This is a genomic window from Desulfovectis peckii, assembly GCF_055391705.1.
The window spans coordinates 680,742-699,484 of sequence record NZ_AP042409.1; the positions used below are offsets into that span (position 1 = coordinate 680,742).

Genomic DNA, 18,743 nt, shown 5'->3' on the forward strand with positions numbered 1-18,743 from the left:
ATGAAGAATGTCAATGTGTTGGTTACCGGCTCCGGCTCCTTGTACGGAGTGGCCATCATTCGTTCGTTAGTTAACGGCCCCCTTAACTGTCAGGTGATTGCGGCCGATACCGACCCGATGACCCTGGGTTTGTACTTTGCCCACCGCCGGTACTTGGTGCCCCGGGCGGCCAATACCGCGGCCTGGTTAAAAAAGATAGTTGAAATCTGCCGCCGGGAAAAAGTTCACGGCATATTTACCGGCTCCTCACATGAAACTGAAGCTTACGCAAAGTACCGTGAGCAAATTACTCAATTAACCGGTGCGAAAGTATTTGTTCATCAGCCGGAAGTAATTGCTACCTGCTTAGATAAATGGCAAACGGTAGTTTTTTTAAAAAATAACGGATTTTATTACCCGAAAACAATGCGCTGGCCGGATGACGCTGACCGCTTGACGGCATTTATTGAGAAAACCGGCTTTCCCTTGATTGCTAAACCACGCCTAGGTGCAGGCTCACAAGGTTTAGCGGTTTTACACGGCTGGGATGACCTTAAAAAATTTATTAAAGATAAACAAAAATACTTGCTACAGGAGTATCTGCCGGCAGCAGACGGTGAATTTACCGTTGGGGTGTGTGTCGGCGGTAATAAAAAAATACTTTCCAGCGTCGCTTTAAAGCGCAGCCTAAGGGACGGCATGACCATGGCCGCAGTGGCTGATGATTATCACGACATCTGCCGCTATTGCGAACGGGTGGCAAAAGCAATCAATGCTTACGGCCCGATAAATATGCAGCTGCGCCTGAAAAGAGGTAACCCCTATATCTTTGAAATCAATCCGCGCTTTTCCAGCTCCACCGGCATGCGCATTGCTCTGGGCGTTAACGAGGCGGAATTATTGATTCGCTCGGAACTGCTGGGGGAAGAGGTGGCTAAGCCAAAAGTAAAAAAGGCGGGAGTAATACGGCAGTATTATGATTATGTTATTCCCCTAAAAGATATCAGAAAAGTGCGCGGGCAAGTGTAAATGAGATTAGAAATTTTGTCATTAGGGTACAATATACACAAGCAACAAGGAGGTACCCGCATGAAAATTAACTCCCGAAAAAATCAGCTAAGCTTAGGTGCTTATGCTTTTATAGATGACGAAGAAATTTTGTGGCAGGAAGTGGAAAAGTTTCGCCAATTGGCCTGTGAAGCCCGGGCAAAAGGCATCTTAAGAGCCAGTGAGTTTGAATATAAGCTGATGCGCAAAGCACTGGATGAAGGCCCGGAACGTTTAGCGGAAACTATTCGTCACTTAACGCCGGAGGCGGATCAGCGCCAAATGATGCGCTTAGCTGAACAAGGCCAGAAAATTTTACCTTTTATTGTTCCGGAGCAGGTGTTATCGGATTGGGCCATCAAGCAAATCAATAAATATTTTGTTAAAGGACGCCTGCGCGGTGAATGTGAAATTAAACTACAGAGCATGGTAGAAGGAATGACAGATTCCTTTGTGATCAACGCTTTAATTGAGGCGACTAAAAATGATGAAGATTGGCAGCTGATGTGTGAACATATTAAAATTAACTTCCAAAAAGCAAAAGTCACCGGAACTTTCGATTGGGAATACTAACAAAGCGTGTCGCCAAGCTACTTTATAGTAGCTGGCGGCACGCTTTTGCAATAACGGGCTTAACTTTTGATCCCCGTTCTTCCGGTTAGGAAATCATGAATCTGTTCGAATATTAAGCCGGTAATAAACCAGGCCGGAGCCATGTCTAAACGAATTAAGCCGTTGATTTCCCAAGGCGAGGTACCGGTGTAATCCCATGGACTTTGCCCGACAATTGCCCTGATTAACCCTCCCGTTGTGTACTCAATAAAAAATATTACTGCCGTCCAAAGTGCTCCGCGCAAAAACCAGGGCCACTGGCGAATGGCGTTGTGCAACGGCTCTAACAGCACAGCCAAGCCGTAAATCGGGAACATCCATAAATATGTGTGCGCAGTAAGCCGGGGATCACCCCTTAGGGCAGATCCCATACCGGTATAAAAAATTTCTAAGCACCAGCCTAATAATCCGTAAATAAAAAATCGCATATTCATGCGGTTAGTTTTTGATTTTACAGAAATATTATGAGTTAAATTTTAGTGTTGTTAAGCAAAATTCCATAAATATTCTATCATTGAAAGCTTTAACCGGCAGTGATATAATATGGACTGCGTGTCAAAATACCTAGCAATAATTACTATCGGGAGGTTAGTTATGCTGCATCCAACACATACACAAGTAATCTTTGCTGACAGTGCGGAAGAGGCTAAGAAAAAGTATCTGGCATTAAAAATTGACCCGGATCACGATCCTAATCCGCAAATTGAAATACGTAAAGTAACTGAAGAAGAGGATTTTGATCCCGAATCAGACTTTAATTTGTTTGGCGAAGTTTCCGTGGGCCCGCCGGTAATGGAAAAAATCAGAACCGATCTGGAACGGGCTTATGTAGTTTATTACATGGAAAAACTTAACTAACTTTAACAAGGGCGCAGTAAAAACTGCGCCCTTGTTCTGTATTTTTTACCTTCAATTGGGAATTACTATTGTGTGAGTAATTTTAAATTGGAGGGATACTTGTTATGGCAAGGGAAAGTAAGCACCGCATGGACGGACGGATCAGTTACCATGATTCCGTACAGGAAATGTACGAAAAACGCCTGGTGCCGGACGGTATGAGCAATGTCTTTGACCGCATGGACCCACAGGACAAAATTCGGTGCAATTTTTGCAGTGAGGGCTTAAGTTGCCAGCTTTGCAGCAACGGCCCCTGCCGGATTTCTGAAAAAACCGGTGCGGAACTTGGGGTATGCGGCATTAGTCCCGATGCGATGGACATGCGGGACATGTTGCTGAGAAATGTGATGGGCGCATCAACCTATGCCCACCATGCTTTTAATGCTTTTAGTACGTTAAAATCAACGGCGCAAGGAAAAACGCCCTTTCAAATCACCGATCGGGATAAACTGTATCAAATGGCTAAAGATTTGGAACTGGATACCTCCGGTACAGTGGAACAGGTTGCCGAAAGGCTGGCGGACTTTTTAATCGCCAATATGTCCAACCCTTATCGTGAGCCAAGTAAAATAATTAAAATTTATGCCCCGAAAAAAAGACAAAAACTTTGGCAGGATTTAGCCATTTATCCGGCGGGAGTGTTGCATGAAATTAAGGATACCACCGCCAGCTGTTTAACAAACGTTGACGGCGACTACATGTCATTGGCGCGCAAAGCATTGCGCCTGGCGATTGCTGCCGTTTATGACGCTCAACTGCCCCTGGAAATGGTGCAGGACATTCTCTTTGGTACTCCTAAGCCCCATGAAGTAAATATGGATTTAGGTGTGTTGGATCCGGATTATGTAAATATTATTTTTAACGGTCACGAACCTTGGGTTGGTGCCGCTACCATTATGGAGGCCCGCAAACCGGAATGGCAGGAAAAAGCAAAACAAGCAGGAGCAAAGGGAATCAGAGTTATTGGCAGTATTGAAACCGGTCAGGAACTGCTGCAGCGTTTTGAAATGGATGGGGTTTTTGTCGGCCATACCGGAAACTGGCTGACTATTGAGCCGCTATTGGCAACCGGTGCGGTAGATGTCTTTGCCATGGACGAAAACTGTTCACCGCCTAATTTGCATCCTTACGGTGAAAAGTACAAAGTAACTTTGGTTTCTGTAAATGACTTGGTGCGTATCCCCAAAGTGCAAAAAAATCTGGACTACAAACCGACAGAAGTACTGGGTATTGCCAGGCAGTTATTGGAATGGGGCATTGCTAATTTCCGCTTAAGAAAAGAACAGGTAAAACCCTATATACCGCAAAGAACCACTAAGGCAATTGCCGGTTTTTCCACCGAAGCGGTGTTGGCTGCCTTAGGCGGAAAACTGGATCCCTTTTTGGATGTAATTAAATCCGGCAAGATTAAAGGTGTAGTGGCAATTATCAACTGCGCTACCTTAAAGAACGGCCCGCAGGACTATGTGACGGTGAATTTGGCTAAAGAACTGGTGAAAAGAGATATCTTGGTTGTTGCCGGCGGCTGCGGCAACCACGGCTTGGAAGTAGCCGGCATGGCTAATATGGATGCCCTGCAGTATGCCGGTGCGGGCCTGAAGGAAGTATGTCAGTCCTTGGGCATTCCGCCGGTGTTGAGTTTCGGTACCTGCACCGATACCGGCAGAATAACTACCTTGGTAACCGCCATTGCCGATGCTTTAGAAGTAGATACTTCCCAACTGCCGGTAGCGGTCAGCGCTCCGGAATGGATGGAACAAAAAGCAACCATCGACGGCATTTTTGCTCTTTCTTACGGCTTGTTTACCCACTTATCGCCGTCGGTGTACTTAACCGGAGGCAAAGAACTGGCTAAGTTTTTAACCGAAGATCTGGAAGGGGTAACCGGAGCCAAACTTTACTTGAGTGATAACCCACCGGAGATAGCCCAGGCAATTGAAGAGCACATTAATAAAAAGAGACAGGCCCTTGGCATTTAGCCAATAACATAAAGCCCACAAGCAGATGCTTGTGGGCTTTATTTTTCAGGCTGTTAACGGCGATTTCTAAAAAGTTCTTCCAGCTCACCCAGCTCTTTAGAGGTGGAACTGGCTTTACCGTCGGCAATGCCGTTTGCCACTTTGTTGATGCGCTCTATATCTTTAGGATCGGTAGTGACGTATACAGTTCTTATATTATCGTTTTCTCGGGCAATTTTGTCGCGCACATTGTTTTTTACTGTTTGCGCATCAGTTTGCTCGTTGGAATCTAAGTACAGCCCAATATAGGCTGTGCTGCCGGAAACAACCACGGTGGCTTTGGCTACCCCCGGTACATCGTCAGCTTCTCTGGCTATTTTTACCGCCTGTTCGTCGGTGGCCGGTTGAGTTTGATATTTATTCTTTTCCGGGTCTTCTACGTCTTTGCTGCGCGTAATACCCGGATCAGGAGCCGGCTCTGGATCCGGGGCCGGTTTTTGCGCGGCATTGCATCCGGTAAATATCAATGCTGTAATGATGAACATGGTTAACAATAACAGTACTGTTTTCCTCGGCATCACAATTAACCTCCTTAATTGGCTGCCCTGGTTAGATTTAAGTTACTGTTTGGTTAATACTGCTTCGCGGGCAGCTTGAATTGCTTCGTTAGCATATTGAATGGACAAGCCTAAGAACTTTTCTGATTCTTGCGGATTGTGGAATCCCATGCCGTTGGCTGTGGAAATCCAATCAAAATACCAAAAAGCTTGGCGGTATTTTGCTTGGGCTTCTTTAATCAACTCTTGATTGGCATTGGGGGTTTTTAAGGCTTTTTCAATTTCGCTCACTGCTTTTTCCACGGTATTAGCTGCTACATCCATAAACTCGTTATGCTGATCTTGAATGGCATAAACCCGCTCTTTTAAGTAGTCTGTGCCTTGCGTATGACAGGGAGTACAGGATTGTTCTATAGTAATCAGCGGGCTTACCCACCAGTGGGAACTGATTTTACTGTCTCCCTCTTTTACATAAGGCATATGGCAATCGGCACAGGCCACACCGGCACTGTGATGAGTACTGCCCACAAACAACTCATAATCGGGGTGCCGGGCCTTTACCAATCCGGTTTGTAGGATCGGGTGGGTCCACTCGGAGTAATTTTTATCTTGATAATATTGATATACTTCGTCAGCCTTTAAGCCATTATCCCAAGGGAAGGTGGTTTCCTTGGTATCGGGCAAAAAGTAATAAGTGACATGGCACTGGGCACAAACCAAACTGCGCATTTCCTGCCGGGAGGCTTTGGTAATATCTTTGCCTTGCCGTTCATAAGCCTTAATTAATGCCGGGCGAGTGATGCGCAAGTCATTGGTTTTTGGGTCATGACAATCAGAACAGCCAATAGGATGCTTGACATTTTTGGCCATCTCATTAAAGGGCGTACTGTAAAACTGATCGCCGTATTGTTTAATTAAATCCGGCACTTCAGGGGATTTGCAGGTTAAACAGGCACCGCCGGTTTTCTTTCTTGATGCCGGTACACTGGTAATATCATCTAAAGCATAGGGGTGTCCCCGCGGCTCCCAAAATTCTTCGGAGTATCCCAAGCCGGCATAAAGGGTTCGCAAATAAGGATAAGTCTCCAACTTTGATTCACGGGTGTTACCGCCGTATTTGGTTTCGGTGTCGCTCTGAAGCCCTTTTTGGTAACTTTCCCAATGCCGGGGATAATGTTTGCCCCATATTTCGTTGGCGGTATAATTCTGCTGAATTTCCTCGGGGTTTACTTTTTTTGCCGCTTCGCTGATGTCGCGGTTATTGATGGAAAACACCGTATACAATGCTCCCGCAATTAATAAAGCCACAACTGCGCTTAAAGCAATTAAAAGCTTTTTGTTTTTAATCATCTAGGTTTACCCCCTTCCTGCAGGTCCCGCCGATCATGCGGTGAGTCGCGATGGCAATCAAAGCAATTTTTGTTTCTGTCAGCGTAGGGATATCCCACTGTTTCCATCACGTCTTGGTGGCAGCTGTAACAGTTGTCGTTAACTACGCTCGCCCCATGGTTGCTGATGTGAATGCGATCCGGAACATGATCAATGAGCATGTAAAGGCCGTCCCGGGTACCGGTAAAAGCTTTATAGAAGGCTCCGCTGACAAAATTATGCGGTATGTGGCAACCACCGCAGGTAGCGTGCTCGGCATGGGTAGATTCCATATAGGTATCAACCCATGGTTTCATTAAATGGCAGCTGCCGCAAAATTGTGGGCCGTCCAGCATTTTAGATATAAAGGGGATTTTTAAAGAAAACAAGCCGATTAAGCCGATGACTGATAAGGCCAGTAAGCCTTTTAAGAGGGTTCTTTGCATTTTACTTCATCACCCCTATTGCTGCCGCTGGAAAAGTCAGTTGCTGTTAACATTCTGCCAATTTATCAAATTTTTTATGTAGTAAAAACTTATTGTTGATTGCTTGAAAAAAAAGTTAAAATAAACAAAGAGGTGAAGCATATGGAATTAATTGATGCGATAAAGAAAAGAAGGAGTATTCGTAAATTTAAACCGGACCCGGTGCCGGATGAGTTGATTAACCGGCTGCTGGAAGCGGCCAGGCTGGCTCCGTCAGGGTCAAACCTGCAGCCTTGGCGTTTTGTAGTGGTTAAAAGTAAAGAGGCGAGAAAAAAATTAAGCCAAGCCACACCGCTGACTTTTGTTACCGAAGCTCCGGTGATACTGGCCTGTTGTGTGGATACAACATCTTTTAAACATGCTGAAAAAAGAATGCGGGAATTAAAAGAGGTAGGCGCTTTTTTGGGCACTGCTTTGGATGAGCTAAACCCCGATGAGTTTGTAAAAAGAAGGACACAAGATAAAGTGGCGATGATGGCCTATCTTGGCTTAAACGCTGCCATTGCCATTGATCACATTACTTTGCGGGCAGTGGATTTAGGGTTGGGTAGCTGCTGGGTAATGATGTTTGATCAAGACAAAGCTAAAGAAGCGTTGGAACTGGATGAAAAATACCAGGTGGTGGCACTGTTGCCGGTCGGTTATCCGGCTCAAAACCCTAAACCCAGGCCGAGAATACCGCTGGAAGAAATTATTATTAAGGAAATATAAAATAAAAAGGCGTGTCGCAAAACTGACACGCCCTTTCTAAACTATTTGTTGAACTTTTCCAGTTCAGCTACCGGAAAATTCTCTTCCCGTACTTTGTTGTATTTTCCATGTAAGCCCATTAAAATAGCCAAAACTATCACGCTGGCAACTATAGATACAGCGATAACCAACCCACAACCCCTCCTTAAATAACTTTTAAAGTTATCCCTGAACACCTTCCTATTTAATATTATCAAAATAGCCAGTTAATTAGCAATGCTTTTTGCCTAAAGATTTAAAATATCTTATTGTAATGTTTACCTTTTAACCGACAAACGGTTCTACATCTGCCTTTTTGAAGCTTTAAACTGTCTATTGTTTTTACCCTAACAAAGCAGGAATTTGAACATCTTTTTTGGAATTATTACCTAAGGAGTTGATGATGATGGCACAGGACAAATTAGAAGAATTAATTATGCAAGAACTAAAAGAATTAAAAGAATTTCAGGAATCGGTCAAAAATGATCCTTATTTCAGCGCAATGGAAGTAGATTACCTGCATTTTGTAGAAAAATTTGTTAGAAATTACCCCAAGCAACAAATCTTAGATAAGCTAAACGAACTTTATGATCGGGGAGTTATTTCCGCAATCAGAAATCCGCAGAAACAGTTGTTTGATATCAAACTAAATTAAAGCATTAGTTTGTGTTTAACATATATTTAATTGCGGATTTTAAATCAATCAGTTCTCCTTCAGTAAGTTGACAGTTGCATTGGGGGCAGGCAATAGATTCCTTTTCCAGTATTTCTTTGGGCTCCAAACTAAATTTTGTGTCGCAATCGGGACAGGTTAGTTCAATATTAATATCTTTCATTACGCACCTCCAAGTATATAAATTATAACATATTGATATTAATTGGTAAAATGGCTGTTAATTTGGTTTAGCAGATTTTTGCATTTAACTTACCGGACAGGAGGAAACAATAATAACAACTGAAGATATTGCCAATTGCGAGTGTGAAGCAAAATAATGACTTATATCGTTAACAGTGAAGTAGAAAAATATCTTAGAACGCTGCTGCCGCCCCGGGATGAACTACTGGCCCGAATAGAGCGCGAGGCGGAAGAAAAAATAGTGCCCATTGTTGAACCGGAAGTAGCCAGATTATTATACTGGCTTGCATTATTACACAAAGTTACTCGCGTGCTGGAAATCGGCACGGCTATCGGTTATTCGACATTAGTGATTGCCAAGGCGGTTTTGCCCCGCGGGGGAAAAATAACCACGCTGGAAATCAACCGCCCCCGGTATGAGGCGGCACTAAAAAACTTTAAAGCTGCCGGCGTAGATAAAGACATTAATTTAATTTATGGCGATGCTAGGGAGTTAATTTATGAATTAAACGGTCCTTATGACATGATTTTTTTAGATGCCGCCAAGGGAAAATACATAGAATTTCTTGATAAATGCGTAGAAATTTTAAGCCCCGGCGGCTTGTTGGTGGCAGATGACGTGCTGATGAAGGGAATGGTTGTTTCCGGCAAAGTAGATAAAAGAAGAAACAAAACTGCTGTTCAGCGGCTGCGGGAATTTCTGCAAGCGGTGATGGCGCATCCGCAACTGGAAACGGTTATTTTACCCCTGGGTGACGGCGTTTCTTTAAGCTATAAATCGGAAAACGGCTTTCGTTCTGCCTAAAACTTATACCGTTATTTTCCATGCCTCCATGGTGAATGACTAAAAACGGCTTTTTAAAAAAGCCGTTTTTTTTTGATTTCAAAATAACTAATGAACGAATTCTCTATTGATTAATTAACTAATCTAAACTATAATAAATGTCGAAGTATTATTTATGTTGTCGAATTATGTTTAAAATTAGGCTGGACAAGCCTAGCCGGGTATCTGTTCTCTAGGGAATAAGTCTACCTAAAACTATTTTAAATGAGGGGGTATTAACATTGTTTTTGACAGTCTTTACTTATATCGCAATCATTTCATTTATTGGACTGTCCATCTACAGAGCATACCAATTTGCTAAAATGCCAATGCATGGCCGCTGGGAATTATATCCGGTTCCTAAAGAAGCTGACGACAGAAGGCATTACGGTGGGTCTTATTACGAAGATGCAGAGTGGTGGAATAAACCAAGAAAAATATCTCATATTGGCGAACTTACAGACATGTTGAAAGAAATGCTATTTATTAAAAACCTGTTTGTAAATCAAAGACGCCAATGGTGGCTTTGTTACGCCATGCACTTGGGCATTTACCTGTTGTTCTTGTGGACGGCATTGCTGTTGGTAGGTGCAATTGTTGAACTGACCGGTACACCGGTTGCTGCAACGGCTGGTGGCTTTGGCGCACTGATCTATTATGTAACTTTTATGGCCGGTGCTGCCGGAGCTGTGTTGTTTACAGTCGGCGCCGGGGGGATGTACTTAAAAAGGGTTTTTGACAATACGTTAAACAAATACACCACAATCGAAGAATATTTTAACTTGCTGTTTTTATTTGCCGTTGCTGTTTCCGGTTTAGTGGTTTGGAGCGGTGACATTGGTTTTAATTATGGTCGGGAAATTTTTATCGCTCTGCTCACCTTTTCGCCAATTGAAGCTGATTTGCCTTTGACCATTCATATTTTGCTGTTGGGGGCGGTAATGATTTACATACCGCAAACCAAAATGAGCCACTACGTGGGCAAATATTTTTCATTCCACAAAGTACTTTGGGAAAATGAGCCTAACTTAAGAAACAGCAAAATGGAAGCTATTGTAAGAGAATCTTTAAGCTTTAAACCTAAAGCCTCCTGGTCAGCACCGCATATTAATCCCGGTGCGGCACTGCCGGAAAAAGATAAGTAATTTAGGATAGGAGGATGGTTATGTCTAATAACATTAAGCCTCAAGATATGGGGAAAAGTTCGGATCAGCTCTGTAAATTAGGAAAGTTGATGCCCCTTCCGGCACCTTACGATAAACCGGGCATGGAGCCTGATTTTAAAGAAATAAAGGATTCCTGGAAAGAAGATTACTGCACTACATTAGACGGATTTGTAGCTAATGATCAGCTGGTTCGGCCGAAAACCAAGGAAGAACAGCAGGAGATGGTGAGCAAGTTTTTATCCGGCCTGGAAAAGCTGTTTTCTGACCAAACTAACCGTGGTATGCTGCAGCCGCTTATGCTGTCATTTGAATACTGCGCAAAATGCAACACCTGTTCGGAAGCTTGCCACATATTTAAGTCCAGTGGGGAAGCGGAAATATATCGCCCGATGTTTCGCTCGGAAGTACTGCGCAAAATTTATAAGAAATACAAACATGGGGGAAGTCTAATCAGCAGATTCCGCGGTGGAGACATCGATATTAACTATGAAACCGTAATGCGTTTAGGTGAGCTGGCCTATCGTTGCAACCTCTGCCGCCGTTGCGCGCAAGTTTGCCCCCTCGGTTTGGACAACGGTTTATTGGCTCGGGAAATCAGAAAAATTTTCAGCATGGAAATGGGCATTGCCCCCAAACCGTTGCATGAAAACGGTACAATGAAGCAGTTGCAAACCGGTTCCAGTACCGGCATTACTAAAGCTGCCTTTTTAGATATGGTCGAGTTTATGGAAGAAGATATTTATGAGCGTACCGGCAAAAAGTATAAAGTACCGGTAGATAAAAAGGGAGCAGATATCCTCTTGATCCACAACGCCGGTGAATTTATGGCCTGGCCGGAAAACCCAGCCGCATTTACCATTCTTTTTGAAGAAGCAGGGCTGGATTGGACACTGAGCAGCGATATGATTGGCTATGACAATGTTAACTATGGTCTTTTCTATGATGACGTTCAGGGTAAAAGGATTGGTGCCGCGCAGTTAAAAGCGGCTAAAGAGCTGGGCGTAAGAAGGATCGTGATTGCAGAATGCGGACATGCTCATAAAGCGTCAATGGTCAGCCAAGACAGAATTATGGTCGGAGAAGACAATATCCCCAGAGAAAGTTTTCTGCCTTTGCTGAGAGATTTGATTAAAAGCGGTGTATATAAGTTGGATCCTTCCCGGAACAACTTTCCGGTTACTTTACACGACCCCTGCAACGTTGTGCGGATGATGGGTATTGTTAAACCGCAGCGTGAAATTTTAAGAGCAATTGCCCCGCAGTTTAGAGAAATGACGCCCCATGGTGTTAACAACTACTGCTGTGGCGGTGGCAGCGGTTTTGCCATTATGAATTCTTTTAACTTTACTGAATTTAGAAACAAAGTTTCCAGCAGAATGAAGTTCAAGCAAATTATTGAAGCTTTCAAAGATGAAATTGAAAATCCGGAAGTACCAAAATATGTCTGCGCTCCTTGTTCTAACTGTAAAGGGGCAATTAGAGATCTGTTGGCTTACTATCAAACAACTGATAAATTTAATGTGCATTACGGCGGTATAGTCGAGTTGGTAGTTAACGCGATGACAGAGTTTGATCAGCCTTTCCTTGATTTTCTGCGGGATGAGGATGAGATGATGTTTTAAAAAACTGTGGCATAAGGAAAGGGCTAGTTTCCCATTTTGTACTGTGTGAAAAGGCAGTAGGCAGCCAAGGTATTTACCTACGCAAACACGCCGGCACATATCAAAGAATAATAAGTAAATAAGCGGCGCCTCCAATTGTTTAATTATCCTTATTTTTCTTGAGATGAAAGTGAACTTGCTAACACTCAAACGGCAGTCGGCACAAATTCTGCGTTAGCAAGCGCTGGTCAGTCCTTTGCAAGGTCAAATAACCTTGGCTGCATTGAACAGTTTAATCATACACAGGGCCGGTTTTCATACTTGCTGCTTAATGTAATTCTCTGTTAGGTGATTCAACGGCAGTGGCCAGTTCGTGAGCCATTTCTATGATCTTTTCGGCATTTTCCAACAGCTCCATGGCCGCATTTATTTCAATAATTTTGTTTACGTAAGGAAACGCAGCGTAGTAAAAATCTGACAAACGCAGCATTAAAACGGAGCCGGCCAATATTTCTCCTTTTTCCAGAGCAGTAATGATTGCCTTATTCAATTTGTCTACTTCTGCTAAATACTGCTGTCGGTCGCTGTTTTGCAGGAGATCAATTGACGAATTATTGTCGGCGTTAAATGAGTTAACTAAATGATAAAGATAATTAGCATAGATTTTTTCTCCTACCGCTTGACTGCGCACCAGCGGGGTTGCCCAATCACCGACATAGTCTAAAGTATAGCTGATATGGTTATATGCCCGTCGGTTTTCAACCGGGTTATAGAGGTCTAAGTTTTTTATATAATTTAAGCCGGTGCGGATGATGCTGTCGGCTTCACTTTGTAAGGCGGGAACAGTGCTATAATCTTCTATCCGTTGCCGCCGTAGATTATCAGCTGCATCCTGTTGGGCGGTATTTAAACCGTTAATTATGGCAGCCAGGCGGTTAAATTTGCGGCGAAAGAGCTGCAGATATAATTTTTTGATGCTGTTGATGACGCTGTTTTCCAGTTTGTCAACTGCTGCATTTAATTTGTTGCTTAAAGGCACGGTAATGTTCATTCTTTCTTCTGTAGCATACATAGTTATTTTTTTCACATACTCTTGAGTGTCTAGCCAAAAAACATTACCTTTGTCTGGTTCAACAACAATTAAATACAATGGTTTTTTTAGATGAGCAAAATAATGTTTAAGCCGCTTCGTTTCCAGCGAAACAGTTAATTCGTTGGCAGTGCGGCTTGTTTTTTCTAAGACCACGAGGTTTACATAAAAAGACGCTCCGGCAGCGGCAGACGGTTCTCTAATTTGAATATGGTAGTCAAGGCCGCATTGGCAGTTCATTGGTACTACATTCCAAGATTTTGGCCGAGAGTTAAGAAATACTTGCCGGGCAGCATGTAACCTTTGATCGGCAATTGGCGGGGAACGTTCAGGCAAGCAATCAGCACAACCATTAAACCCAGACATATTTTCCACCTGCTTTTTAATTTTTTTAATTCGCTGTTACTTTAAGTTTGTATCGCTATAACTAATTTTCTTTGTACTGATCATATCAACTGAAGGGAAGATTGTAAAGCAATTTCTGAATTATTATGTAATTATTAATGCACAATTACCATGAAACCCTTTTTGAATTCTTTAGTCAGCTTTTCTAACACTTCTGCCGGCAGTAACAGGCAACTGTAACTGTGGGGCAAGCCCAGTTGTTGATGATCGTCTACGCCGCGATAATCGGTAGAATGCAGCAATATATCGGAGTTTAGTTTTATCCAGGGCAGTTTTTCACCTGTTTCTGCTGCACCGCTGCCCGTACCTCGGTTTATCTCGTACATAGTAACTAAGGGGAGTTTATCCAGAGACCTGGTAAACCAGCCTTCAGCACAAGACAGTTCTTTACTGCCTTGCATTAGCCATACGCTGCACGGTTTGCCGGCCTTTACTTCCAACCATTTTTCATTTCCTAAATAAGTAGTGGCAAAAGATATTTTTGCTGTCAATTTCTCACCGTAAACAGATGTGATATCTGCTTCCACCTGATATTTTGATGCCGGTAAAAAGACTCTTTCCGGAATGTAGTAAACGGTATTGTCTTTAATTTCCGTTTTTCCTTTAAAGTTTGCTTTAATGTTTGCCTCTTTAACCGGTTGGTTAACGGTAAATTTTATTGTACGGCTCAGCCAAACACTGTTGTCTCCGTTTTTGGGGTAGGATTGTATAAATTTAAACTGCGGGACGGTGCTGATAGCTACTTGCTGTTCTTGCTTGCTTACCGCACCGTGCAAACTTTTTAATCCCGCTTTGACAGTAAAATGATAGGTTTTTTGGTGTTTTAAGGGTTGGTGCGGTATAAACTGCCAGGTGGTCAGATTGCCTTCCAGCGGTTTAAACTCACCTTGCGCATCACACTGAATGTGTTGACCGATGCTTTGCGGCGAAATCGGCGTGTTAAAACGAAGCGTAATCGGTCCGAGGGTTGGCGCGTTTTTCTGCGGTGTTACAGATATTAGTTCCGGGGTTACTTTGGTTAGTATAGTTCCTTGTTTGGAGACAGTAAAAGGGGGTATCAATGCTTTGGATTTGTTGAAGCTGTATGTATATTCCACTCCCCGAGGGTAATCACTTTCATCAATTTTTATTGTTAAGTGAAAAGGAGAATGCCACACTTGCTGATAATTAACCCGATCACCCTTAACTTCTGAGCGGATATGGAAATTATCCAATGCGCGGTTGGTATTCATGGGAGCTAAAAAATAATAATCTACCCATACCTGATGCAGCTCGGTACGGCTTACTTTAACCCAAACAAAATGTCCGATAATCAGCCAAAGGGCAATAAGAGAAATAACGGAAAGGGCAAATATTTTCATTTGGCGAAACGAAATTGTTAAAGCCATTTGTTTCACCTCTTTAATTGCCTGTCATTTAATAAGTCTATGATTATTTAACTGTTAAAATTACCCATAAATAAAAGGAAGCTGCCATTTTAAGGCAGCTTCCTTTGTAGGGTATACTTAGCCTAATACCAATTTTTTGAATTCTTCCAAGCCAATGCGATCGATAGTTTTGCCGAGACGTTCACGTTCTTTTGCTTGTTCTTTATAAACGGCAATTATTTTATCTACCGTATTTAACGCTTCTTCTTGGCTTAACCCTTCAACCAAAACATCACCTATACGGGCTTGGCGTGAAGAATAACCGCCGACTATAACAGTCCAGCCCTTTGCTTTGCCGACTAGGCCGATGTCACGGACATAACTTTCACCACAGCAGTTTGTGCAGCCGGAAATGCCGATTTTCAGGACACTGGGTAATTCAAGGCCGGAATACTTTTCATCCAACGCTAATCCTAAACCTAGCGAGTCTTGCAGGCCTAACTTGCACACTGCGGTTCCCGGGCAGGATTGTATGGAACGTATGCAGTTGCCGACAGCAGGTGCCGGTTCTAAGCCCAGATCGTTCCAAATTGGTTCTACATCATCTGCTTTCATTCCTACTAACGCCAAGCGCATTGAACCGGTAATTTTAGCGACAGGAATGTTATATTTTTCAATAACATCAGCTAGTTTGCGCAGAGTCGGGGCATCAATTAACCCTAACTTTAATTTTGGGATAATTGCATAAGTTTGACCGTCTTTTTGCGGTACTGCTCCTCTAGGTGCAGCAGACATTTTTTAAAACCCCCTTACTAATTTTTATTACAACTGTTATTTTATAACAGATTTTTTTCCGGTAACATGATCTAAATCATAAAATTAATTAATTTATTAAATATTACAAAAAAATTAATGTGATCATGGTTTAAAATAATGGTAGGTTTACATAAAAACAAAGGAAAGACTAACTAAAAATTGTAATATTTTTACAAATTACCGGCTGCTTATCTTGACTTCATATTTGAAAGAAAGTACAATGGGTTATGATTGTAATTAAGGTGGTGATTTTATGCATATCAAAGGTACCGTTAAATTAGATGCCAGGACGAAAAACCTGGTGAAACGTTTACAGCCCGGAGATATTGCAGTAATTAATCACCGTGAACTGGATAAAGTTGCTGCTGAATCATTAATCAACGCTAAAGTTAAAGCCGTGATCAATGTTGTGCCTTCACTAAGCGAAGATTATCCGAACTTAGGTCCGCTGACATTGTTGGAAGCGGGTATTCCTTTGATAGACGATGCCGGTATTGAACTGTTTGAACTGTTGACAGAGGGTGATAAAGTAGAGGTCATTGACGGTCACATCTATTGTCAGGAAAAATTCCTTGCCAGTGGACAAGTGTTGGATAAAGACTATGTATTGAAAAAAATGGAGGAATCGAAAAAGAATGTAAACAAAACCTTATCCCGTTTTGTGCAAAACACTTTAGACTATGCCCAAAATGAAATTGACTTAATATGTAAAGACCTGCCGATGCCTGAGGTGCAAACAAATTTTAAGCACCGCCACACTTTAATTGTAGTACGGGGTCATAACTACAAAGAAGACTTAATTGCGATTAAATCTTACATTGACGAGGTAAAGCCGGTAATTATCGGTGTGGACGGCGGAGCAGACGCCCTCTTAGAGTTTGGATATACGCCGGATATTATTATCGGTGATATGGACAGTATCAGCGACAGCACCTTAAAATGCGGTGCGGAGTTAATTGTTCATGCTTATCCCGATGGACGAGCGCCGGGTTTGGCTCGGATTGAAAAATTGGGGTTAAAGGCTAAAATCTTCCGCGCCCGGGGCACAAGCGAAGATATAGCAATGCTGTTGGCTTATGAAAAGGGTACGGAATTAATCGTGGCAGTGGGTACCCACTCTAATATGCTTGAGTTTTTGGAAAAGGGCCGCAAGGGAATGGCCAGTACTTTTTTGGTCAGGTTAAAAGTGGGTTCTATTTTGGTTGACGCCAAAGGGGTTAACAAATTGTATAGAAGCCCAATGCGGGCCAAGTATTTAGCCCAGGTTGTGTTAGCGGCAATGGTGCCGTTAGCCGTGGTGATGGTGATTGCACCTCCGACCCGGGAACTTTTGAGGCTTATTTATATTCAATTTAGAATCCTGTTGGGAATTTAGGAGGTTCTTTTTGTGAATTTTGACTTTCGTTACCATGTTGTTACTTTGGTGGCTGTGTTCATGGCACTGGGCATCGGAATAATCATTGGCTCGGCGTTATTGGGTAATGATGCTTTGGTGCAGCAACAGCGGGAAATGACTGACCGCTTAGAACAACAGCTGGAGGAAATGCGGCAGGAGAATAAAGCGGTACAGGCTAAAATCCATGACTTAGAAGCTGAACAAACCATTCAAAAACAATTTGAAAAGCAGATTTTGCCTGCACTGATAACAGACAAGCTTGCCGGCGTCAGTGTGGCCATTATTGAAACCAATAATTACGGCGTAAGGGAAGAACTGCTGAACACTTTAGAAATATCCGGAGCGGAAGTTGTTTCTATTACTACTGTTCTAAACGGATTGGCGATAGAAAATAAAGAAGAATTCTTGGCCAACCTGGGCTTGGAAGAAGGAAACGAGCAGGAAACAGTGAAACAACTGGCCACTATTTTGGCTAACGGTATATTAACTGCTGAAAACCAGGCCGCTTTAAATATTATGGCCCAGGCGGAAATGATTAAAACTGTCGGTGAGTACGGCATTCCTTTAGATGCCGTGATTATCGTCGGCGGTAGCCCGGAAAAATCGTTAATCAAAACCCAGCAGATAGATAATATCATTATTAATTATTTTTTATCTAACAATATACCGGTTTATGGTGTGGAAGAGTCAAACGTTGCTTATTCCTATATGAAAGAGTACCAAAAGTTTAATATCAGCACCGTTGATAACGTAGAAACAGTGCCCGGACAATTGGCCTTGGTTTATGCCATGAGCGGAAAAGCGGGTCACTACGGCGTAAAATCAACTGCCCAGCGTTTGCTGCCGAAAATGGACTCATCGGTTAATCAAGAGGTGAATATGGGTGAATAGTGTGGTGGTATCGGCAGTGATACCTGCTTACAATGAAGCTGAACGCATCCGACAAACTGTTACTGCCGCACTGAGTATTGCCGAAGTAAATGAAGTTGTGGTAGTGGATGATGCATCAACTGACGAAACTGCGAAAATTGCCGCACAGGCGGGAGCGCGGGTGATTAAGCTTTCCCGCAATTCCGGAAAGGGTGCAGCGCTAACCCGCGGTGTGCAAGAAGCGCAGGGTAGTATTTTGCTGCTTTTGGACGGAGATTTGGGAGAAACGGCCGTATATGGCCGGGAACTGTTACTGCCGATTTTGAACAACACTGCTGACATGACGGTAGCTAAATTTCCGCGCCCGGCAAAAAAAGCCGGCTTTGGTTTGGTAAAAGGGCTGGCCCGGGCGGGAATTCGCCATTTTGCCGGCATAGAAGTGGAAGCCCCCCTCTCCGGTCAGCGGGCGATGCGTAGAACAGTGGCGGACAAGGTAATGCCCTTTGCTTCCGGTTATGGGGTAGAAGTAGGTCTAACCATTAAAGTAGCCCGGTTGGGTTATCGCATACAGGAAGTGGCGGTACCCATGACTCACGCTGAAACCGGCAGAGATTTAGCAGGTTTTATGCATCGCGGTAAGCAGTTTGTTCATGTGGCTAAAGAATTAGCATGTTGTTTGCTGCGGTATCGCAGCTAGTTTACATAATTATACTTTCGGCGG

Annotated in this window: 21 protein-coding genes; 12 read left to right on the plus strand and 9 right to left on the minus strand. The window is 43.1% G+C overall.

What is annotated here, in order from left to right; genetic code table 11:
* Both ACZ5NG_RS03385 and ACZ5NG_RS03390 read left to right on the plus strand, forming a co-directional pair.
* A complete protein-coding gene (locus ACZ5NG_RS03385) occupies positions 1-1,008 on the plus strand; it encodes an ATP-grasp domain-containing protein (RefSeq protein ID WP_464252592.1) in 1,008 nt (335 codons plus the stop codon).
* A 60-nt stretch (positions 1,009-1,068) separates the two neighbouring features.
* On the plus strand, positions 1,069-1,599 hold the full coding sequence (locus ACZ5NG_RS03390; protein ID WP_464252593.1) for a hypothetical protein: 531 nt from the start codon (positions 1,069-1,071) through the stop codon (positions 1,597-1,599).
* Positions 1,600-1,658: 59 nt separating this feature from the next.
* Here ACZ5NG_RS03390 and ACZ5NG_RS03395 read toward each other — a convergent pair whose 3' ends face one another.
* Positions 1,659-2,066, minus strand: coding sequence for a putative ABC transporter permease (locus ACZ5NG_RS03395; protein ID WP_464252594.1), 408 nt, complete (start codon positions 2,064-2,066; stop codon positions 1,659-1,661).
* Positions 2,067-2,232: 166 nt separating this feature from the next.
* Here ACZ5NG_RS03395 and ACZ5NG_RS03400 point away from each other — a divergent pair, with 166 nt between their 5' ends.
* Both ACZ5NG_RS03400 and cooS read left to right on the plus strand, forming a co-directional pair.
* Positions 2,233-2,496 (plus strand): hypothetical protein, encoded by a 264-nt coding sequence (locus ACZ5NG_RS03400; RefSeq protein ID WP_464252595.1) that lies wholly within the window; start codon positions 2,233-2,235, stop codon positions 2,494-2,496.
* 104 nt (positions 2,497-2,600) lie between these two features.
* The gene (gene cooS, locus ACZ5NG_RS03405; RefSeq protein ID WP_464252596.1) at positions 2,601-4,514 is read left to right on the plus strand and encodes an anaerobic carbon-monoxide dehydrogenase catalytic subunit; all 1,914 of its coding nucleotides are present in this window, start codon (positions 2,601-2,603) and stop codon (positions 4,512-4,514) included.
* Positions 4,515-4,567: 53 nt separating this feature from the next.
* Here the strand turns inward: cooS and ACZ5NG_RS03410 are convergent, their stop codons facing one another.
* Genes ACZ5NG_RS03410 through ACZ5NG_RS03420 form a run of 3 tightly spaced genes read right to left on the minus strand, consistent with a single transcriptional unit; the run spans position 4,568 to position 6,864 of the window.
* On the minus strand, positions 4,568-5,071 hold the full coding sequence (locus ACZ5NG_RS03410; RefSeq protein ID WP_464252597.1) for a YhcN/YlaJ family sporulation lipoprotein: 504 nt from the start codon (positions 5,069-5,071) through the stop codon (positions 4,568-4,570).
* Between the two features lie 42 nt (positions 5,072-5,113).
* Complete coding sequence (locus tag ACZ5NG_RS03415) at positions 5,114-6,400, minus strand: ammonia-forming cytochrome c nitrite reductase subunit c552 (protein ID WP_464252598.1); 1,287 nt, start codon at positions 6,398-6,400, stop codon at positions 5,114-5,116.
* A complete protein-coding gene (locus ACZ5NG_RS03420; RefSeq protein ID WP_464252599.1) occupies positions 6,397-6,864 on the minus strand; it encodes a NapC/NirT family cytochrome c in 468 nt (155 codons plus the stop codon). The genes ACZ5NG_RS03415 and ACZ5NG_RS03420 overlap by 4 nt, the downstream gene beginning before the upstream one ends.
* 141 nt (positions 6,865-7,005) lie before the next feature.
* Here ACZ5NG_RS03420 and ACZ5NG_RS03425 point away from each other — a divergent pair, with 141 nt between their 5' ends.
* Positions 7,006-7,614, plus strand: a complete 609-nt coding sequence (locus ACZ5NG_RS03425; protein ID WP_464252600.1) for a nitroreductase family protein — start codon at positions 7,006-7,008, stop codon at positions 7,612-7,614.
* A 41-nt stretch (positions 7,615-7,655) separates the two neighbouring features.
* Here ACZ5NG_RS03425 and ACZ5NG_RS03430 read toward each other — a convergent pair whose 3' ends face one another.
* Positions 7,656-7,784, minus strand: coding sequence for a hypothetical protein (locus tag ACZ5NG_RS03430; RefSeq protein ID WP_464252601.1), 129 nt, complete (start codon positions 7,782-7,784; stop codon positions 7,656-7,658).
* 248 nt (positions 7,785-8,032) lie between these two features.
* Between ACZ5NG_RS03430 and ACZ5NG_RS03435 the strand changes: the two genes are divergently transcribed.
* Complete coding sequence (locus ACZ5NG_RS03435) at positions 8,033-8,287, plus strand: hypothetical protein (protein WP_464252602.1); 255 nt, start codon at positions 8,033-8,035, stop codon at positions 8,285-8,287.
* 4 nt (positions 8,288-8,291) lie between these two features.
* Here the strand turns inward: ACZ5NG_RS03435 and ACZ5NG_RS03440 are convergent, their stop codons facing one another.
* Complete coding sequence (locus ACZ5NG_RS03440) at positions 8,292-8,468, minus strand: hypothetical protein (RefSeq protein ID WP_464252603.1); 177 nt, start codon at positions 8,466-8,468, stop codon at positions 8,292-8,294.
* Positions 8,469-8,624: 156 nt separating this feature from the next.
* On the opposite strand from ACZ5NG_RS03440, the gene ACZ5NG_RS03445 reads away from it, so the two are divergent.
* The 3 genes from ACZ5NG_RS03445 (at position 8,625) to ACZ5NG_RS03455 (ending at position 12,099) form a co-directional block, all read left to right on the plus strand.
* Entirely contained in the window at positions 8,625-9,293 is a 669-nt protein-coding gene (locus tag ACZ5NG_RS03445) for an O-methyltransferase (RefSeq protein WP_464252604.1), read from the plus strand.
* 260 nt (positions 9,294-9,553) lie between these two features.
* Entirely contained in the window at positions 9,554-10,456 is a 903-nt protein-coding gene (locus tag ACZ5NG_RS03450; protein WP_464252605.1) for a nitrate reductase gamma subunit, read from the plus strand.
* 14 nt (positions 10,457-10,470) lie between these two features.
* The gene (locus tag ACZ5NG_RS03455; protein ID WP_464252606.1) at positions 10,471-12,099 is read left to right on the plus strand and encodes a (Fe-S)-binding protein; all 1,629 of its coding nucleotides are present in this window, start codon (positions 10,471-10,473) and stop codon (positions 12,097-12,099) included.
* A 307-nt stretch (positions 12,100-12,406) separates the two neighbouring features.
* Here ACZ5NG_RS03455 and ACZ5NG_RS03460 read toward each other — a convergent pair whose 3' ends face one another.
* From ACZ5NG_RS03460 to ACZ5NG_RS03470, 3 genes are all read right to left on the minus strand, one after another.
* Positions 12,407-13,534 (minus strand): DUF4365 domain-containing protein, encoded by a 1,128-nt coding sequence (locus tag ACZ5NG_RS03460; RefSeq protein ID WP_464252607.1) that lies wholly within the window; start codon positions 13,532-13,534, stop codon positions 12,407-12,409.
* A 134-nt stretch (positions 13,535-13,668) separates the two neighbouring features.
* Complete coding sequence (locus ACZ5NG_RS03465; protein WP_464252608.1) at positions 13,669-14,961, minus strand: Ig-like domain-containing domain; 1,293 nt, start codon at positions 14,959-14,961, stop codon at positions 13,669-13,671.
* 117 nt (positions 14,962-15,078) lie between these two features.
* The gene (locus ACZ5NG_RS03470; protein WP_464252609.1) at positions 15,079-15,735 is read right to left on the minus strand and encodes an NAD(P)/FAD-dependent oxidoreductase; all 657 of its coding nucleotides are present in this window, start codon (positions 15,733-15,735) and stop codon (positions 15,079-15,081) included.
* Positions 15,736-16,009: 274 nt separating this feature from the next.
* Here ACZ5NG_RS03470 and steA point away from each other — a divergent pair, with 274 nt between their 5' ends.
* The 3 genes from steA to ACZ5NG_RS03485 are packed head-to-tail and all read left to right on the plus strand — an operon-like array spanning position 16,010 to position 18,719.
* Complete coding sequence (gene steA, locus ACZ5NG_RS03475; protein WP_464252610.1) at positions 16,010-17,131, plus strand: putative cytokinetic ring protein SteA; 1,122 nt, start codon at positions 16,010-16,012, stop codon at positions 17,129-17,131.
* A 12-nt stretch (positions 17,132-17,143) separates the two neighbouring features.
* The gene (locus tag ACZ5NG_RS03480; protein ID WP_464252611.1) at positions 17,144-18,043 is read left to right on the plus strand and encodes a copper transporter; all 900 of its coding nucleotides are present in this window, start codon (positions 17,144-17,146) and stop codon (positions 18,041-18,043) included.
* Positions 18,036-18,719 carry a glycosyltransferase gene (locus ACZ5NG_RS03485; RefSeq protein WP_464252612.1) on the plus strand — a complete coding sequence of 228 codons (684 nt, stop codon included), beginning with the start codon at positions 18,036-18,038 and terminating at the stop codon, positions 18,717-18,719. The genes ACZ5NG_RS03480 and ACZ5NG_RS03485 overlap by 8 nt, the downstream gene beginning before the upstream one ends.
* Positions 18,720-18,743: the final 24 nt, after the last annotated feature.

Coding starts and splice junctions, on each gene's coding strand:
- ACZ5NG_RS03385 (WP_464252592.1), top strand. CDS start 1: ATGAAGAATGTCAATGTGTTGGTTACCGGCTCCGGCTCCTTGTACGGA.
- ACZ5NG_RS03390 (WP_464252593.1), top strand. CDS start 1,069: ATGAAAATTAACTCCCGAAAAAATCAGCTAAGCTTAGGTGCTTATGCT.
- ACZ5NG_RS03395 (WP_464252594.1), bottom strand. CDS start 2,066: ATGCGATTTTTTATTTACGGATTATTAGGCTGGTGCTTAGAAATTTTT.
- ACZ5NG_RS03400 (WP_464252595.1), top strand. CDS start 2,233: ATGCTGCATCCAACACATACACAAGTAATCTTTGCTGACAGTGCGGAA.
- cooS (WP_464252596.1), top strand. CDS start 2,601: ATGGCAAGGGAAAGTAAGCACCGCATGGACGGACGGATCAGTTACCAT.
- ACZ5NG_RS03410 (WP_464252597.1), bottom strand. CDS start 5,071: ATGCCGAGGAAAACAGTACTGTTATTGTTAACCATGTTCATCATTACA.
- ACZ5NG_RS03415 (WP_464252598.1), bottom strand. CDS start 6,400: ATGATTAAAAACAAAAAGCTTTTAATTGCTTTAAGCGCAGTTGTGGCT.
- ACZ5NG_RS03420 (WP_464252599.1), bottom strand. CDS start 6,864: ATGCAAAGAACCCTCTTAAAAGGCTTACTGGCCTTATCAGTCATCGGC.
- ACZ5NG_RS03425 (WP_464252600.1), top strand. CDS start 7,006: ATGGAATTAATTGATGCGATAAAGAAAAGAAGGAGTATTCGTAAATTT.
- ACZ5NG_RS03435 (WP_464252602.1), top strand. CDS start 8,033: ATGATGATGGCACAGGACAAATTAGAAGAATTAATTATGCAAGAACTA.
- ACZ5NG_RS03440 (WP_464252603.1), bottom strand. CDS start 8,468: ATGAAAGATATTAATATTGAACTAACCTGTCCCGATTGCGACACAAAA.
- ACZ5NG_RS03445 (WP_464252604.1), top strand. CDS start 8,625: ATGACTTATATCGTTAACAGTGAAGTAGAAAAATATCTTAGAACGCTG.
- ACZ5NG_RS03455 (WP_464252606.1), top strand. CDS start 10,471: ATGGTTATGTCTAATAACATTAAGCCTCAAGATATGGGGAAAAGTTCG.
- ACZ5NG_RS03460 (WP_464252607.1), bottom strand. CDS start 13,534: ATGTCTGGGTTTAATGGTTGTGCTGATTGCTTGCCTGAACGTTCCCCG.
- ACZ5NG_RS03465 (WP_464252608.1), bottom strand. CDS start 14,961: ATGGCTTTAACAATTTCGTTTCGCCAAATGAAAATATTTGCCCTTTCC.
- ACZ5NG_RS03470 (WP_464252609.1), bottom strand. CDS start 15,735: ATGTCTGCTGCACCTAGAGGAGCAGTACCGCAAAAAGACGGTCAAACT.
- steA (WP_464252610.1), top strand. CDS start 16,010: ATGCATATCAAAGGTACCGTTAAATTAGATGCCAGGACGAAAAACCTG.